The organism is Streptomyces sp. UF-297 (assembly GCF_058245575.1).
In genome coordinates, this window is sequence record NZ_JBSIBZ010000030.1 from 71,173 (window position 1) to 86,343 (window position 15,171).

Genomic DNA, 15,171 nt, shown 5'->3' on the forward strand with positions numbered 1-15,171 from the left:
ACCGTCACGGGATCCGGACTGCCACCTCCGGGTTCTGCGGTGAGGGACCGTCGAGCAGGGGCTGCGGTATGCCCCGCAGATGGCGGTCGAAGAAGGCCGTGACGTAGGCGCGGGTGATCTCTCCGCCGCGGTGGCCCGGCAGCGTCGCCTTGGGGTCGCCCACGCCCACCTGCGCGCCGAGGACGGTGATGTCGTTGAAGGAGAAATGGCCGGATCCCGCGACGGTCAGCCAGCGCTTCCAGCCGTCCAGATGCCGCCAGGCGGCGTTCCAGGAATCGTCCACGGGCCCGGGGCTGTGGGTCTTTTCGGTGCCGAGCATCAGGAACGGGCGCCCGCCGAGCCCCGACGCGGGGACGGGGGCGGAGAAGGTGCCGTCCAGATTCGCCCCGGCCCGGATACGGCCGTCCCGCTCCATGGCGGTGACGGCGCTGTTCCCGCCGATGGAGTGCCCGGCCATGCCGATGCGGTGCCGGTCCACCACAGCGGCGTGCTTCCAGGCGGGCCGGGGACCGGTGAGGCGGTCGAGGACGAAGGAGACGTCCTTGGCCCGTCCATGGGCGACCGCGGCGTAGAACGCCCTCTTCTCCTCCTTCGTCGTCGCCTCCTTGGACTTCTCGCACGCGACACAGTCCAGCGTGCGCCCGCCGGGGAAGGTCGCGCCGAACGCCTCGTAGGCGTGGTCGACCAGGGCCACGACGTGGCCGCGGCCGGCCAGTTCCTCGGCGAGGACCGTGAGGGTGGCTCTGGGCAGCGAGAAGCCGGGGGAGAGGAGCACCAGCGGGTGCTCGCCGCCGACGGGACGGGCGCCACTGCGGGCGTTCAGGCGGCTGGCGCCGAGGGCTTCGGGAGGGAAGGCATCGGCGAGCCGCATGCTCTCCAGCAGCAGCCGGGCCTCGTGCGTGGACATGTACGTGGCGGGGGCGCCGGTGCCGGGACGCGCCGGGTAGAACATCGACACCATCAGCTGTCTGCCGCCCGCGGAGGGCACCCACGGGTCCGCACGGCTCGTGTCGGTCAGTGGCAGGGTGTCGCGTCCGACGGCGTACGGGCCGGTGGGCCGGGGCAGTTGGATCTGCGCCCTGGCGGCGGGGGAGGCGCCTTCGGCGGCGGTGGTGCCGTCACGGACGGCGAGGGCGGGGGTGCCGGCGAGCGCAGGGGAGGCGGCGAGTACGGGGGAGGCGGCGAGTACGGGGGTGCCGGCGAGCGCAGGGGAGGCGGCGAGTACGGGGGCCGCGGCAGCCGTACCCGCCATGGCGGTCGCGGTGGCCGCAGCGACCGGCAGTGTCAGTGCGAGGACGGAGGCGAGGGCGGCGGTGAGGGCAACAGCCCTGCTGCGGCGTCGAGTTCGCTGGTTCATGATCGGACGGTACCGAGCGCCGGCGACCCACCGGTATCGGGGAAGTCCGCATCCCGCCCCCGAGGTTTCTGCGGGAGATCCCCGGAGCGCCCCTCAGGGGCGCGCGCTCCCGCCTGCCTTCCGGGCCGCCCGCTTCCCGCCCCTGGCCTTGGCGGCGCCCGCCACCCCGGCCGCCGCTGGGAACATGAACTCGCCCATCACATCGGTCACTTCGCGCACCAGCGGCCGCAGTACCCGAAAGCGGGAGGCCGAGACCGCCCGCGCGACCAGCGGCGCGGTGCGCTCCACCAGGCGGCGGCTGCGCTCGCAGCCCTCGGAGCGGTCGTAGACCCAGTACAGCACCAGGCCCATCTGCTGCAGCCACAGCAACTGCGGCAACTGCTCGGCGAGTTCGGGGTCGGCCTTGGTGTCCGATCCGGCCAGGACCTGCCGCTGGATGGAGACGGCCGCCTCGCGCGGCCCGCTGGACTCCTCGGAGAAGGGACTGAGCGGGCTGTCGGGATCGGCGGCGTTCTTGAAGAACTGCCCGGCGAACTCGTGGTACGGCGCGGCGATGTCGAGCCAGGCCAGCAGTACGCCGCGGATCCGTCCCGCCAGGTCTGTCTCCGTGGCCAGGACGTCCCGCACCGCCGCCGCGTGCTCCTCGGCGATCCGGTCGTAGAAGCCCTGCACCAAGTGCTCTTTCGAGGCGAAATAGTAGTAGGCGTTGCCGACCGAGACCCCGGCCTCCTGGGCGATGGCCCGCATGGTGGTCTTGTCGTAACCGCGTTCCTGGAAGAGCCGCAGTGCGGTCTGGAGGATCAGCGTCCGCGTCTGCTCGCTCTTGGCGCTGCCCGTACCGCCCGAGGCCCCGGCACCGGCCCCGGCGGCCCCCCGGGCCGGAGCCTTGCCCCGGCCCCCGGCCTGCGTCTTCTTCTGCGGGCTCACCGCGTCCGTCGTTGCTTCGTCCACGCCCCGACCCTAATCCCCCGCCCCGCACCCCCCGCACGCCACGACCGCCCCGGTCCACGGTCGTGGCGGGCACCTCGCTCACACCCCCGTCGCGGGCGTGGTGCCGTGCCCCGTCCCCCTGGACGTGTCCAAGGGGACCCGCCTCCCTGAACGTGTTCAGAAAGTTGGTGCGCCCTGGACTGTAGACCTTCTTTTGAACACGTTCAAGGCAGCAGTCGTCGGCGCCCTCCCTGCCGGCCAGTGCCCTACCTGTCGACCGGCGACCTCCCCGACCGTCGGCCTCCCCGACCGTCGGCCTCCCCGACCGTCGGCCTCCCCGACCGTCGGCCTCCCCGACCGTCGGCCTCCCCCGACCGTCGACCTCCCCCCGACCGGCGACCTACAGCCCCCGCTCCGCCAGAAACCCCTCGATGAGGGCGTGCCACTCCCGCGGGCGCTCGACCATCGGTACGTGCCCGGCCTCGATCTCGGCGTACGCGGCGCCGGGGATGCGCTCCGCCAGGAAGTGGGAGTTGGACGGGTGCACGAGCTGGTCCTGCGTCGTGGCGATGACCAGCGTCGGGACCGCGATGCCGGGCAGGTCCTCGACGGTGTCCACCGTCTTGACGAGCGCGGCCTGCTCCGCGGACCCGCGCGGCGGCAGCGACGGGTCCGGGTCGAGTATCCGGGCCAGTTCCTCCTGCGAGCTGCGCTCCAGGAACTCGGGCGAGAAGCCGCTGAGCGCGCGCAGCCGGGCGAAACCGGCGTAGTCGCCGCGCGCGAGGTGGTCCAGCCACAGGTCCAGCCAGATCCCGATCCGGTGGTCGGGCCGGGCCAGCCCCGCGGTCAGGACGAGGCCGCGCACCCGCTCCGGGTAGCGCGCGGCGAGCCGTACGGACACGCCCGTCCCCACGGAGTAGCCGATGACGGTGAAGGTCTCCAGGCCGGCCCGGTCCGCCTGGTCGACCAGCGCGTCCGCCAGGTCGTCCAGCGTCAGCGGCACCGCGGCCCGCGGGGTGTGGCCCGAGCCCGGGTAGTCGGGCGCGACGACGGTGTGGCCGGAGGCGGCCAGCAGCGGGATCAGGCCGCTGTAGTTGTCGTCGATGCTGCCGGTCGCGCCGTGCGCGAGCAGGACGCCGGGGCCGGAGCCGGTGACCCGGGTGGACAGGGGCGGGAGGGGCGAAAGGGACGACTGGGGTGCTGCGGGAATCTGTGTCATGCGCATCAGGTTGACCCCTGACACCAGTGTGAAGGTCAAATGCAGTCGGGAGGCGCGGAGTGGCGGGGCAAGCGGTGCTGATCGGTGAACTGGCGCGGCGTACCGGAGTCAGTACGCGCTCGCTGCGCTACTACGAGCAGCAGGGGCTGCTGTCCGCACGGCGGGACGCGAACGGCTACCGCCGCTACGACCCCGAGGCCGTCGAGATTGTCGGCCGCATCCGCGACCTGCTGGCCACCGGCCTGAGCACCGAGGACATCCGCGGCCTGCTGCCCTGCGCCCAGGGCGGCCCCGGCCTGACTCCGTGCGCCTTCTCGTGCGGAGTGATTGAGCGTCAGATGTCTCAACTGGACGCGGAAATAGCCGAGTTGAAGCAGCGCAGGGCGGCGCTGGGCGCCTATGCGCAGCTCATGCGGGAGCGCCGGGACCAGGACGCGGCGCTCGCGGCGATGGCGCTGCGGGCGGGCTGACGAGGCCGGGAGGGGCCGGGCTCAGGGCTCCGGCAGCCGGTGCGGCGGTCCGGGCTCAGGACTCCAGCAGCCGGTGCAGCGCCGCCTTGAAGCTCGTCACGAACCCCTCGCGGACCGGCGGCGCGAGAAGGTCCAGCGACAGATACGGATTGAGGTCCTCCAGCTCGACCAGGAGGAGTTCACCGCCGGGCGCGCGGCAGGCGTCCACCCGCTGGATGCCGTGCTCGACGGTGTTCCAGTCGATGAAGCGCTGGGCGAACTCCAGGTCGGCGGCGGTGGGTTCGTACGGCTCAAGGACCCACCGCTGGTCGGGTCGCGGCGCGTGCAGCGCGTACTGGAAGGCGTGGTCGACGAAGTAGAAGGAGACCTCGTAGCGGAAGTCGATGCGCGGCTGGACCAGGACGCCGTCGTAGGAGAGGCTCTCCAGCCGCTCGCGCGGGACGAATTCCAGGCCTATGGAGTCCGCGCCCAGCTGCGGCTTGACGACGTACTCGGCCGCGTCCGGGAGGCGGCCGAGGTCGGCGCGGCGCTCAACGGTCGGGATGACGGGGTATCCGGCCGCGCTCAGGTCCAGCAGGTAGCGCTTGCCCGCCATGTCGGCGCGGCCGGTCAGCTGGTTGTAGACGCGTACGCCGTCCCGCAGCGCGCGGGCGCGGAAGGCGTCGTGACCGGCCTGGTAGTTCAGTACCGGGCCGCTGTTGCGGACCACGACCGCGTCGAAGGCGTCCATCAGCGCGGCCGCGTCCAGCGGGTGGCACAGCGCGAGGCCGAAGTCCTCGCGCAGGCGGGAGGCCAGGAAGATGTCCTCGTCGCAGTACCGGCGTCCGCGGGCCTGGTAGGCCAGGTCGGTGACGTACAGGACGCGGGGTTGGGCGGAGCGCATTGCTGGACTTCCTCGCTGGTTTTCCGTGCCGTGAGCTGACCCATGGCCAAAGAATTGACTTTCGGTCAACGTACACGGCCGCCCGCCGCCGACCGCGTCCACCCCGCCACCGGCCTTCGCCCCGGCTCCACCGGACGCGTCCGCCCCACCCCCGGACCCACCCCTTCCGTTTGTGTCCTTCCTGTCCGCACCGCGCGCCACGGTTGCCCAAACCGACTCGTGAGTCGGATCCTCGTCTGCGTCGCCGTTCGGGGGAGCGGTGTACGGAAGACAGTTGTGGGGTGGACGTGCTGCGAGTGCACTTTGCCGCGGGAGATCTGGCGGCCACGAGAATCGCCGGCAGCGCCGACCCGCTGTGGGAGACCGCCCTGAGCCTGCACCGGCTGCGCGAGGCCCGCGGCGGACCGGAACAACCCCTGTGGGCGCGGCGGCCGGGCCCCGACGGCTGGCGGGACCGCGCCGTACGCCAGGCCGCCGGGCCGCTGCGCGTCCTGCTCGCGCTGGTCCCGCCCCGCGGCTACTTCCCCGACTTCCTCACCCCGCCCGCCGGTTCGGCCGGTGTGGAGCCCGGCCTGGAGGCCCTCATGGCCACGCCCCGCCACCGGCTGCGCACCGAACTCGCCCTGCTGGCACGGAAGAACACCCTGCCGCCTTGGGCGCGCTCCATAGCCGACGGTGAACCGGCCGCCCTGCGCGCCCTCGCCCGCTGTCTGCGCACCTACCACCACACCGTGATCGGCCCCAGCTGGCCCTCGGTCGGCCGCTGCGCCGAGCACGACCGCGCGCTGCGGCTGCACGCGCTGCGCTCCGGCGGCGCCGAGGCGCTGCTGCGCTCGTTCGGCCCCGTCATGCGCTGGCGCCCGCCCTGGCTGGAGGTGTCCTACCCGCTGGAGCGCGAACTGCGCCTGGAGGGACGGGGGTTGACCCTGGTCCCGTCCTACTTCTGCCGCGCCCCGATAGCGCTCGCCGATGTCCGTCTGCCGCCGGTCCTGGTCTACCCCGCGGCCGGCTTCGGCACGGAGGAGGTCCGTGACGCGGCCACCGGGTCCGAGGCGCGGGACGACGAAGGGCCCCGGTTCCGTACGTACGGAACCGGGGCCCTTCAGGGCGTACGCCGCATGGGCCGCGTACGCACCGGACTCAGAAGCGGCGCGTGATCAGCGCCCGCTTCACCTCCTGGATCGCCTTGGTGACCTCGATACCGCGCGGGCAGGCGTCCGTGCAGTTGAAGGTCGTACGGCAGCGCCAGACGCCGTCCTTGTCGTTCAGGATCTCCAGGCGCTGCTCACCGGCCTCGTCGCGCGAGTCGAAGATGAAGCGGTGCGCGTTGACGATCGCCGCCGGGCCGAAGTACTGGCCGTCGTTCCAGAACACCGGGCACGAGGTGGTGCACGCGGCGCACAGGATGCACTTGGTGGTGTCGTCGAAGCGCTCGCGGTCCTCGGCGGACTGCAGCCGCTCGCGGGTCGGCTCGTTCCCCTTGGTGATCAGGAACGGCATGACGTCGCGGTAGGCCTGGAAGAACGGCTCCATGTCCACGACCAGGTCCTTGAGGACCGTCAGGCCCTTGATGGCCTCGACCGTGATGGGCTTGTCCGGGTTGATGTCCTTGATCAGCGTCTTGCAGGCCAGGCGGTTGCGGCCGTTGATGCGCATGGCGTCCGAGCCGCAGATGCCGTGCGCGCAGGAGCGCCGGAAGGTCAGCGTGCCGTCCTGGTCCCACTTGATCTTGTGGAGGGCGTCCAGGACGCGCTCCTTGGGGTCGATCTCCAGCTGGAAGTCCTGCCAGCTGGCGTCCTCGGAGACCTCCGGGTTGAACCGGCGGATCCGGAAGGTGACGGTGATCGTGTGGGAAGCGCCGGCCTCGGCCGCGTCCAGCGCCGCGGAGTGCTTCTCCATGGTCGGGGTGCTCATCAGTACTTACGCTCCATCGGCTGGTAGCGGGTCTGCACGACCGGCTTGTAGTCGAGGCGGATCGACTCGGTGCCGTCTGCGCCCACCTCGCGGTACGCCATGGTGTGCCGCATGAAGTTGACGTCGTCGCGGTTGGGGTAGTCCTCGCGGTAGTGACCGCCGCGGGACTCCTTGCGGGCCAGCGCGGAGACCGCCATGACCTCGGCCAGGTCGAGCAGGTTGCCCAGCTCGATGGCCTCCAGCAGGTCGGTGTTGAAGCGCTTGCCCTTGTCCTGGATGGACACGTTCTTGTAGCGCTCGCGCAGCTCGGCGATCTTCTCGACCGCGCTCTTGATGGTCTGCTCGGTGCGGAAGACCATGACGTTGGCGTCCATGGTCTCCTGCAGCTCCTTGCGCAGCTCGGCCACCCGCTCGTTGCCGGTGGAGGAGCGCAGCCGCTCGACCTGCTCGACGACCAGCGAGGCCGGGTCCTCGGGCAGCTCGACGTAGTCGGCGGTCGCGGAGTACTCCGCCGCCGCGATGCCGGCCCGGCGCCCGAAGACGTTGATGTCCAGCAGCGAGTTGGTGCCCAGGCGGTTGGCGCCGTGCACGGAGACACAGGCGACCTCGCCGGCCGCGTACAGACCCGGCACGACGGTGGTGTTGTCCGCCAGGACCTCACCCTCGACGTTGGTCGGGATGCCGCCCATCGCGTAGTGCGCGGTGGGCTGGATCGGGATCGGGTCCGTGTAGGGCTCGATGCCCAGGTAGGTACGCGCGAACTCGGTGATGTCCGGGAGCTTGGCGTCCAGCTGCTCCGGCGGCAGGTGGGTCAGGTCCAGGTAGACGTGGTCGCCGTCGGGACCGCAGCCGCGGCCCTCGCGGATCTCGGTGTAGATCGAGCGCGAGACGACGTCACGCGAGGCGAGGTCCTTCATGACGGGCGCGTACTTCTCCATGAAGCGCTCGCCGTCCTTGTTGCGAAGGATGCCGCCCTCGCCGCGCGCACCCTCGGTCAGCAGGATGCCCATGCGCCAGATGCCGGTCGGGTGGAACTGGAAGAACTCCATGTCCTCCAGCGGCAGTCCACGGCGGTACGCGGCAGCCTGGCCGTCACCGGTGAGGGTGTGCGCGTTGGAGGTCACCTTGAAGAACTTGCCGGTGCCGCCGGAGGCGAAGATGATCGCCTTCGCCTGGAAGACGTGGATCTCGCCGGTGGCCAGTTCGTAGGCGACGACGCCCGCGGACTTCTTGACCCCGTCGACCTCCTGCAGCAGCAGGTCCAGGACGTAGAACTCGTTGAAGAACTCCACGCCCTCCTTGACGCAGTTCTGGTACAGCGTCTGCAGGATCATGTGGCCGGTGCGGTCCGAGGCGTAGCAGGACCGGCGGACCGGGGCCTCACCGTGGTTACGGGAGTGACCGCCGAAGCGGCGCTGGTCGATGGTGCCGTCCGGCGTCCGGTTGAACGGCAGGCCCATCTTCTCCAGGTCCAGGACCGAGTCGATGGCCTCCTTCGCCAGGATCTCGGCGGCGTCCTGGTCGACCAGGTAGTCGCCGCCCTTGATCGTGTCGAAGGTGTGCCACTCCCAGTTGTCCTCCTCGACGTTGGCGAGGGCGGCGGCCATGCCGCCCTGTGCCGCGCCGGTGTGGGAGCGGGTGGGGTACAGCTTCGTCAGGACCGCGGTACGGCTGCGCTTGGTGGACTCGATGGCCGCGCGCATGCCCGCGCCACCGGCGCCGACGATGACGGTGTCGTACTTGTGGATCTTCATGAGTGGATTACCTCAGCCCCGTGCCTAGCGGAAGTTCGGGTCGAAGGTGAAGATCACCAGCGTGCCCAGAAGGACGGTGAACGTCGTCGCGACGTACAGCAGCATCTTCAGCCAGAAGCGGGTCTTGTCCCGCTGCGCGTAGTCGTTGATGACGGTGCGCAGGCCGTTGGCGCCGTGCAGCATGGCGAGCCACAGCATGGTCAGATCCCAGATCTGCCAGAAGGGGTTCGCCCAGCGGCCCGCCACGAAGGCGAAGCCGATCTTGCTCACGCCGCCGTCCAGGACGAGCTGGATCAGCAGATGGCCCAGGACCAGAACGACCAGCACGACGCCGGACAGGCGCATGAACAGCCAGCCGTACAGCTCGAAGTTGGTACGGGTGGCCTTGGGGGTCTTCTTCGTACGCTTGCGGGGCGGCTCGATCACCGGAGCCGGGTTGTCCACGTCGTACAGCGACACGGATTCCTCCGTGGCAGGAGTCGTCTCGGCAGACATCGCGCTTCATCAGCTCCCGAACAGCGTGCGCAGCGTGTGCTGCAGCACGGGGTAGAAGGCACCGGCCATCAGGACCAGCCAGATACCGACGACGGTCCACAGCAGCTGCTTTTGGTACTTCGGGCCCTTGGCCCAGAAGTCCACAGCCACTACGCGAAGGCCGTTGAGCGCGTGAAAGAGAATGGCGGCGACGAGGCCGTACTCCAGCACATTGACGACGGGCGTCTTGTAGATCGCGATCGTGTCGTCGTACGCCTCGGGCGATACGCGGACGAGTGCGGTGTCCAGTACGTGAACGAACAGGAAGAAGAAAATGAGGACGCCGGTGACTCGATGAGCCACCCAGGACCACATGCCTTCCCGGCCGCGGTACAGCGTTCCAGCCGGCACGGAAAAACCCTCCGGGAGCGGGGATTGGGGCCTGCCGGCTTCTCTGTCGGTCTGGCCCGGCCGGGTACGGTCCACCGGCCCCGGCCATCGTAGCGACGGACTGTCGGTTCCTCCCGCCGGGGTCCTTAGGTGTGATCAAACAGGCACGGACGGGCTATCGCACAGGAGCGAATAGGGAGATTACGGGCGGTACGCGGCAAGGTGGGTGAGCCGGCTGCGGGTGATGCGGCGCAGCTCGTCGGCGGCGACGGCGCGCTCCTCGTCCGGCGCGTTGCCCAGCCGGTGCCGGATCGCGCCCAGGACGTGGCCCAGCAGCTCGGCGTCCTCGAACCCGTCCAGGCAGATCACGAAGACGTGCCGGAAACGGCGCTCGTACTCGGCGTGTGCCGCGCGCAGGGCGGTGTGCGCGGCGAGCGTGCCGGGACCACGGGCGCCGACCAGCGGCTGCGGGGAGACGGACTCCTCGGCCAGCGCCTCGTCCAGCTCGGCGGGGGAGAGGTCGTAGCACGCCTCGTCCGCGGCGGCCAGCAGTGACTCCAGGTCCGGGTAGGGGCGGTGCTCGGCGATCCGGCGGGCCCAGCGGCGGCTGCCGCAGCAGGCCAGCAGGGCCGCCTCGGCGGCGCCGGGATCCGCGTGGTTGAAACGGTGCAGACCGTCTGCGGACGTACTCGGCTGCGCGATACGGCTCTGGAAAGGTAGAGCGGGCCGGTAAGAGGCCGGGGCGTGCAGCGTCGTCGGGCGGGCGGCCGGGATCTCGCTGGACAGCGTGGACTCCTCAGGACAGAAGCGGACGCTCACGTCAGTGACGCGAGCTCACGGGAGCTGACTCTGCGAAAGGGGTGGAGGGAGGCGAAGGGGGTGGCGGGGGTGGCGAATGGGGTGGCGAATTGGTTCGTCACGCTAACGACGGCGAACAGTGATTGTCCGACCGGTGCGCGAATTTCACCCGGATGAGAGAGCTTTCGCGCGCGTAGTGGACGGGGATGCTCCACGCCTGGCAATACCTTCACCCGGAAAGGGAGGTTTGCGTAGATGAGGAACCGTACGACGGGAACGGCGGCGGCCCGGGTGGCCCTGACGGGCCTGACCCTGACCTCTGCCCTGGCCTTGACAGGCTGCGAGAGCGCATCCGGTCCCCGCGACCCCGGCGGTGACGACAAGTCGCCCGCCTCCGCCCCGGCGGCACCCACCCCCAGCTGGTCCCCGGTGGCCGGGCCGCTGCGCACCATCCCGGCCGTACGCGACGTCCGCCCGGAACAGGGGCGGGGCTGGCGCCCGGGACCGGCCGCCCGCATCGTCGTACCCGCGGGCAAGGACTCCGCCATCGCCGACGAGGCCCGGCTGCTGGCCCGGGAGCTGGGCGGGATGCCGGTGGCCTGGGGCCGGGCGCCGGTGCGCCCCGGCGACATCGAGCTGCGGCTGACCGGCGCGCCGGGGCGCCCGGACAACGCCCCCGCCCGCACCACCGCCGAGGAGGCCTACACCCTCACCGCCCGCGGCACCCGCCTGACCCTGACCGCCCCCACCGACGCGGGCCTCTTCTACGGCACCCGCACCGTCGTGCAGTCCGTACGCGCCGCCGGCGGCGTCCCCGAGGGCACCGTCCAGGACCGGCCCGACCGCGCCCAGCGCGGCCTGTCGGTGGACACCGCCCGCAAGCACTTCACCGCCGAGTGGATCGAGGCGCGGATCCGCGAGAGCGCCGACCTCAAGCTCAACCAGCTCCAGCTGCACTTCTCCGACGACCAGGCCTTCCGCATCGAGAGCGCGAGCCACCCCGAGATCGTCTCCAAGGACCACCTGACCAAGGAGGAGGTGCGGCGGCTGCTGCGGCTGGCCCGGAGCCTGCACATCACCGTCATCCCGGAGCTCGACTCGCCGGGGCACCTGGGCGCCGTACTGCGCGCCCACCCCTGGCTCCAGCTGCGCGGCGACCAGGGGGCGCCCGCCCGCGGCGCCATCGACATCGCCCAGCCCCGGGCCGCGGAGATCGTGGACGAGCTGCTGCGCGAGTACGCCGAGCTGTTCCCCAAGGAGCGCTGGCACCTGGGCGGCGACGAGTACCGCGCTCTGATGGCCCGCGACCCCGAGGCCGCCTACCCCCGCCTCGCCCGCGCCGCCCAGGAGCGGTACGGGGCCGAGGGCCGCGTCCAGGACCTGGCCACGGGCTGGCTCAACGACCGGGCCAAGACCCTGCGCGCGGCCGGGGTGCGCGAGATCGAGGCCTGGAACGACGGCTACTTCCGCGGCGGGGTGGCCGCCCCCGACCGGGACCGTACGGTGGCCTACTGGACGGGCAAGGAGATCGGGGCGCGGGCGCCGGAGGAGTATCTGCGCGAGGGCCGCACGGTGGTCAACCTCAACGACGAGTACCTCTACTACGTGCTCGGCGAGCCCAACGCCTTCCGCTACCCCACCGGTGAGCGCATCTACAAGGAGTGGACCCCGGCGGTGCTGCGCGGCACCGAGCCCGTGCCCAAGGAGCTGTCCGGCCCCGAGCGGGTGCCCGGCGCGCGGTTCGCGGTCTGGTGCGACGTCCCGGCCGCCCGTACGGCGCAGCAGGTCGCCGACGGCATCCGGATGCCGCTGCGGGCGCTGGCGCAGAAGACCTGGGACCCGCGGCCGCCCGCGCTGTCGTGGCGGGAGTTCTCGGCGCTGGCCGGCCGGGTGGAGGCCGGCCGCGGACGGTGAGCCGGAGCGGCCCCCCGGTGGGTGAGGCCGGGGCCATCGGTCACATCAACTTCTCTGCGGTAAAGCCCAGTTGAACGGTAGGTGAGTGGTTCTCGCGCCGGGGAAGAGTCCTTCGCCCGTGCCGCGCGTTAACCGTGCGTCCGGCCGCCCGCCCGCCCGAATCAGGAGGGCGGGCGAGGCGGGGCGGCAGGCGGTCGAGCGGTGAGGCGGGCAGTTGAAGGTCGTATTCCTGATTCACAACGCGTACGGGATCGGCGGGACCATCCGCTCGACCCTCAACCTCGCCACCGCCCTCGCGGACCGGCACCAAGTGGAAATCGTCAGCGTCAACAGACCCGTCGCGCGGCCCGAGTTGACGATGGATCCGCGGATCGCGCTGACGCCGCTGATCGAGATGCGCGAGGGCCGCGCCGAGCAGGACGCGCGCGCGGCGACGCCCAGCGAGATCTTCCGGGACGAGCGGATCGACAACGGGCGGCTGGCCGCGACCGCGCTCACCGACGAGCGGGTGGGCACCTTCCTGGCCCGTACGGACGCGGACGTGGTGATCGCCACCCGGCCCAAGCTGATCGGCTACCTGGCGGCCTACGGGCACCGCGGCCGCTATCTGCGGCTCGGCCAGGAACACCTCACCCACGAGGCGCACACCCCCGCCTTCCACGCGGTGATGGACCCCTCGATCGCCGCGCTGGACGCCTTCGTCACCGTCTCCGAGGCGGACGCGCTCCACTACCGCCAGGCGCTGCCGGGCGCGGCGGCCCGTATCCGGTGCATCCCCAACGCCGTGCCCGCCCCCGTCGCCGAGCCCGCCACCGGCGCCTCGGCCACGATCGTGGCGGCCGGGCGGCTGGTGGCCGTCAAGCGCTACGACCGGCTGCTGGCCGCGTTCGCCAAGGTCGCCGCCGAGCGGCCCGAGTGGCGCCTGCGCATCTACGGAAGGGGCCCGGCCAAGGCGGCGCTGCGCCGGCAGATCGACGAACTGGGGCTCGCCGGGCGGGTGTTGCTGATGGGTGCCGTCTCGCCGATCGAGACGGAGTGGGCCAAGGGCGCGGTCGCCGCCGTCGCCTCGGACGCCGAGTCCTTCGGCATGACGATCGTGGAGGCCATGCACGCCGGGCTGCCGGTGGTTGCCACGGACTGCCCGTACGGCCCCAGGGAGATCATCACCGATGGCGTGGACGGGCTGCTGGTCCCCCTCGGAGAGGCGGACGGGATCGACGCGTACGCCGACGCGCTGCTGAGGATCACCGGGGACGCCGCGCTGCGGGCCCGCCTCGGCGCCACGGCGCGCGAGACGGCCCGCCGCTACGAACCGGAGAGCATCGCCGCCCGCTACGAAGCGCTCATCGGCGAGGTGCGCCGCAGGCCCTGGCCCGGTGGGCTGCGGCGGCGCGTACGGACCGTGTCACCGCCCGCCGCACCGCCCGCGCGCGGCACGGTCCGCGGCCCGCGCGCACACTGCCTGGTGGACGCCGACGGCAGCCTCGCCGTCCGGCTGTACGCGGACGAACTGGCCCCCGGATGCGACCACTTGCTGCTGCTGCGCCGCGGCCCCGACCCCCTGGAGGTCCGCGTCCCGCTCCCCGCGTGGCGCGGCGCCGACCTGCGGGTGACCGCCACCCTCATCCGCTCGGGGCGCACCCTGCCCGAAGGCCGCTGGGACACCTACGCCGAGTGCGCCGAGGACGGCACCCGGCGCCGCCTGAGGGCGGAACTCATCGAGCAGCAGCGGCTGTTGACGCTGCCGCTGGGCGCGCGGCAGCGCGGGGTGGACGCCTGGATCCCGTACCGCACCTCGGAGGGATACCTGGCCGTGCGCACCTGGCTGCGGCCCGCGCACGCCGAGATCGAGGAGCTGCGCGCGGGCGCGACGGGCATCGACATGACCCTCGCGCTGCACGGCACGCACGCGGGACCGGGCGCCGAACTCCTGCTGCGCTGCCGGGAGCGGCCCGCGGCCGACTTCGCCCTGCCGGTCGTGGAGGTGGGCGCGGGCGGCGGCACCGTCCTGGCGGGCGTCGCGCATCCCGACCTGCTCACCCGGCGCGGCGAGGGCGGCGTCGACCTGTGGGACGTGTGGCTGCGCCCGCGGCAGGGCGCTCAGCCGGTGCGCGCCGGGCGGATCGCGGGGGACATCGCGGACCGCAAGGCGGTGGACAGCCGGCCGGCCGCGCTGCACGGCGGCATCCGGCTGCGGCCGTTCTTCACCGTGTCCAACGATCTGACGGTCAAGGTCCACGACAGGACGTAACCCTGGTGAAATCCTTTTGACCGACGCCCCGCGGGCGGTGCCCGGCCGCACGGCGGGCAAGGAGACGGCCGGGGCCGCCGCCCCGGGCCCAACCGGGACATGAAGAGCCTCTGACCAGGCGTTTTGACGTCCGTCTGGTGGTGCTCGTTTACCGCCTGGGTCAGCCTGTATCTGGGTGTTCCTGGCTTTTCCTGCCCCCTGTTGGCCACGCGTTGGCTACGCGTTGGCCACGCGTCCAGCCGCGGGTCGGCCCTCGCGCCCGGCAGGCAAGGTTTTGGGGAAATTCCAGTGCGACGCTTTCTGTCTAAGTACACTTAGACAGAAAGCGTCGCAGTCGATGTGCTGGAGGGTGAGTGAAGGAGAACCTGCTGGTCAAGCCGGACGACGTGGTCGACCGGGACCGAGAGTGGGAGCTGCTCGCTGAGCTCCTCACTGATCCGGATCCGGCGATGCGGCTCGGAATCGTGTCGGGGCGACGGCGGCATGGGAAGTCGTACCTTCTGCAGGCCCTGTCCGAGCAGGTCGGTGGCCTGTACGTCACAGCGGTCCGGGAGGAGGGGCGGCTGCCCGCGATCCAGCGGTTCAGCGACGCGGTCGCCGCCCACGCCGGCCTTCGGCCGGGGAGTCTGCGCCTGACCGACTGGCGTGACGTCCTGTCCAACGCCCTTGATGTGGTCGCACGTTCACGGCGACCGCTCCTGGTGATCGACGAGCTGCCGTACCTGCTTCAGCACTCACCCGAGATCCCGGGCCTGCTTCAGCAGCTCTACGACGAGCGCCAGCGCGGCCCCCGGCCCGGGGCCGGGGCGGGCCCGCG

14 protein-coding genes are annotated in these 15,171 nt (G+C 71.7%); 5 read left to right on the forward strand and 9 right to left on the reverse strand.

Annotation, left to right across the window (positions count from 1 at the left end; genetic code table 11):
• Window positions 1–4 precede the first annotated feature (4 nt).
• From AC4IJH_RS19180 to AC4IJH_RS19190, 3 genes are all read right to left on the reverse strand, one after another.
• Window positions 5–1,357: an alpha/beta hydrolase family protein gene (locus tag AC4IJH_RS19180; RefSeq protein ID WP_490852981.1), complete on the reverse strand. Its 1,353-nt coding sequence runs from the start codon at window positions 1,355–1,357 to the stop codon at window positions 5–7.
• Between the two features lie 93 nt (window positions 1,358–1,450).
• The gene (locus tag AC4IJH_RS19185) at window positions 1,451–2,308 is read right to left on the reverse strand and encodes a TetR/AcrR family transcriptional regulator (RefSeq protein WP_490852982.1); all 858 of its coding nucleotides are present in this window, start codon (window positions 2,306–2,308) and stop codon (window positions 1,451–1,453) included.
• Between the two features lie 379 nt (window positions 2,309–2,687).
• Window positions 2,688–3,506, reverse strand: coding sequence for an alpha/beta fold hydrolase (locus AC4IJH_RS19190; protein WP_490852983.1), 819 nt, complete (start codon window positions 3,504–3,506; stop codon window positions 2,688–2,690).
• Window positions 3,507–3,565: 59 nt separating this feature from the next.
• Here AC4IJH_RS19190 and AC4IJH_RS19195 point away from each other — a divergent pair, with 59 nt between their 5' ends.
• The gene (locus tag AC4IJH_RS19195; protein WP_490852984.1) at window positions 3,566–3,976 is read left to right on the forward strand and encodes a MerR family transcriptional regulator; all 411 of its coding nucleotides are present in this window, start codon (window positions 3,566–3,568) and stop codon (window positions 3,974–3,976) included.
• A 55-nt stretch (window positions 3,977–4,031) separates the two neighbouring features.
• Here the strand turns inward: AC4IJH_RS19195 and AC4IJH_RS19200 are convergent, their stop codons facing one another.
• Entirely contained in the window at window positions 4,032–4,859 is an 828-nt protein-coding gene (locus tag AC4IJH_RS19200) for an ATP-grasp domain-containing protein (protein ID WP_490852985.1), read from the reverse strand.
• 281 nt (window positions 4,860–5,140) lie between these two features.
• Between AC4IJH_RS19200 and AC4IJH_RS19205 the strand changes: the two genes are divergently transcribed.
• Window positions 5,141–6,016 carry a hypothetical protein gene (locus AC4IJH_RS19205; protein WP_490852986.1) on the forward strand — a complete coding sequence of 292 codons (876 nt, stop codon included), beginning with the start codon at window positions 5,141–5,143 and terminating at the stop codon, window positions 6,014–6,016.
• Here the strand turns inward: AC4IJH_RS19205 and AC4IJH_RS19210 are convergent.
• The 5 genes from AC4IJH_RS19210 to AC4IJH_RS19230 all read right to left on the reverse strand — a co-directional run bounded on the left by AC4IJH_RS19210 (window position 6,000) and on the right by AC4IJH_RS19230 (window position 10,141).
• Entirely contained in the window at window positions 6,000–6,773 is a 774-nt protein-coding gene (locus AC4IJH_RS19210; RefSeq protein WP_490852987.1) for a succinate dehydrogenase iron-sulfur subunit, read from the reverse strand. The two genes, AC4IJH_RS19205 and AC4IJH_RS19210, sit on opposite strands and share 17 nt — an antisense overlap.
• Window positions 6,773–8,527, reverse strand: coding sequence for a succinate dehydrogenase flavoprotein subunit (gene sdhA / locus AC4IJH_RS19215; protein ID WP_490852988.1), 1,755 nt, complete (start codon window positions 8,525–8,527; stop codon window positions 6,773–6,775). The genes AC4IJH_RS19210 and sdhA overlap by 1 nt, the downstream gene beginning before the upstream one ends.
• Before the next feature lie 24 nt (window positions 8,528–8,551).
• Entirely contained in the window at window positions 8,552–9,022 is a 471-nt protein-coding gene (locus AC4IJH_RS19220) for a succinate dehydrogenase hydrophobic membrane anchor subunit (RefSeq protein ID WP_490852989.1), read from the reverse strand.
• A gap of 9 nt (window positions 9,023–9,031) precedes the next feature.
• Window positions 9,032–9,412 (reverse strand): succinate dehydrogenase, cytochrome b556 subunit, encoded by a 381-nt coding sequence (sdhC, locus tag AC4IJH_RS19225; protein ID WP_490852990.1) that lies wholly within the window; start codon window positions 9,410–9,412, stop codon window positions 9,032–9,034.
• A gap of 180 nt (window positions 9,413–9,592) precedes the next feature.
• Window positions 9,593–10,141, reverse strand: a complete 549-nt coding sequence (locus AC4IJH_RS19230; protein WP_490852996.1) for a 2-oxo-4-hydroxy-4-carboxy-5-ureidoimidazoline decarboxylase — start codon at window positions 10,139–10,141, stop codon at window positions 9,593–9,595.
• A 303-nt stretch (window positions 10,142–10,444) separates the two neighbouring features.
• On the opposite strand from AC4IJH_RS19230, the gene AC4IJH_RS19235 reads away from it, so the two are divergent.
• The 3 genes from AC4IJH_RS19235 to AC4IJH_RS19245 all read left to right on the forward strand — a co-directional run.
• A complete protein-coding gene (locus AC4IJH_RS19235; protein WP_490852991.1) occupies window positions 10,445–12,103 on the forward strand; it encodes a family 20 glycosylhydrolase in 1,659 nt (552 codons plus the stop codon).
• Between the two features lie 214 nt (window positions 12,104–12,317).
• Window positions 12,318–14,354: a glycosyltransferase family 4 protein gene (locus AC4IJH_RS19240; protein WP_490852992.1), complete on the forward strand. Its 2,037-nt coding sequence runs from the start codon at window positions 12,318–12,320 to the stop codon at window positions 14,352–14,354.
• 353 nt (window positions 14,355–14,707) lie between these two features.
• Window positions 14,708–15,171: AAA family ATPase (locus AC4IJH_RS19245; protein WP_490852993.1), on the forward strand; the 464-nt coding region annotated here is incomplete at its 3' end.

What these genes read in the sequence shown, in the direction of transcription:
- AC4IJH_RS19180 (WP_490852981.1), bottom strand. Translation starts at nt 1,357, where the DNA reads ATGAACCAGCGAACTCGACGCCGCAGCAGGGCTGTTGCCCTCACCGCC.
- AC4IJH_RS19190 (WP_490852983.1), bottom strand. Translation starts at nt 3,506, where the DNA reads ATGACACAGATTCCCGCAGCACCCCAGTCGTCCCTTTCGCCCCTCCCG.
- AC4IJH_RS19200 (WP_490852985.1), bottom strand. Translation starts at nt 4,859, where the DNA reads ATGCGCTCCGCCCAACCCCGCGTCCTGTACGTCACCGACCTGGCCTAC.
- AC4IJH_RS19210 (WP_490852987.1), bottom strand. Translation starts at nt 6,773, where the DNA reads ATGAGCACCCCGACCATGGAGAAGCACTCCGCGGCGCTGGACGCGGCC.
- sdhA (WP_490852988.1), bottom strand. Translation starts at nt 8,527, where the DNA reads ATGAAGATCCACAAGTACGACACCGTCATCGTCGGCGCCGGTGGCGCG.
- AC4IJH_RS19220 (WP_490852989.1), bottom strand. Translation starts at nt 9,022, where the DNA reads ATGTCTGCCGAGACGACTCCTGCCACGGAGGAATCCGTGTCGCTGTAC.
- AC4IJH_RS19235 (WP_490852991.1), top strand. Translation starts at nt 10,445, where the DNA reads ATGAGGAACCGTACGACGGGAACGGCGGCGGCCCGGGTGGCCCTGACG.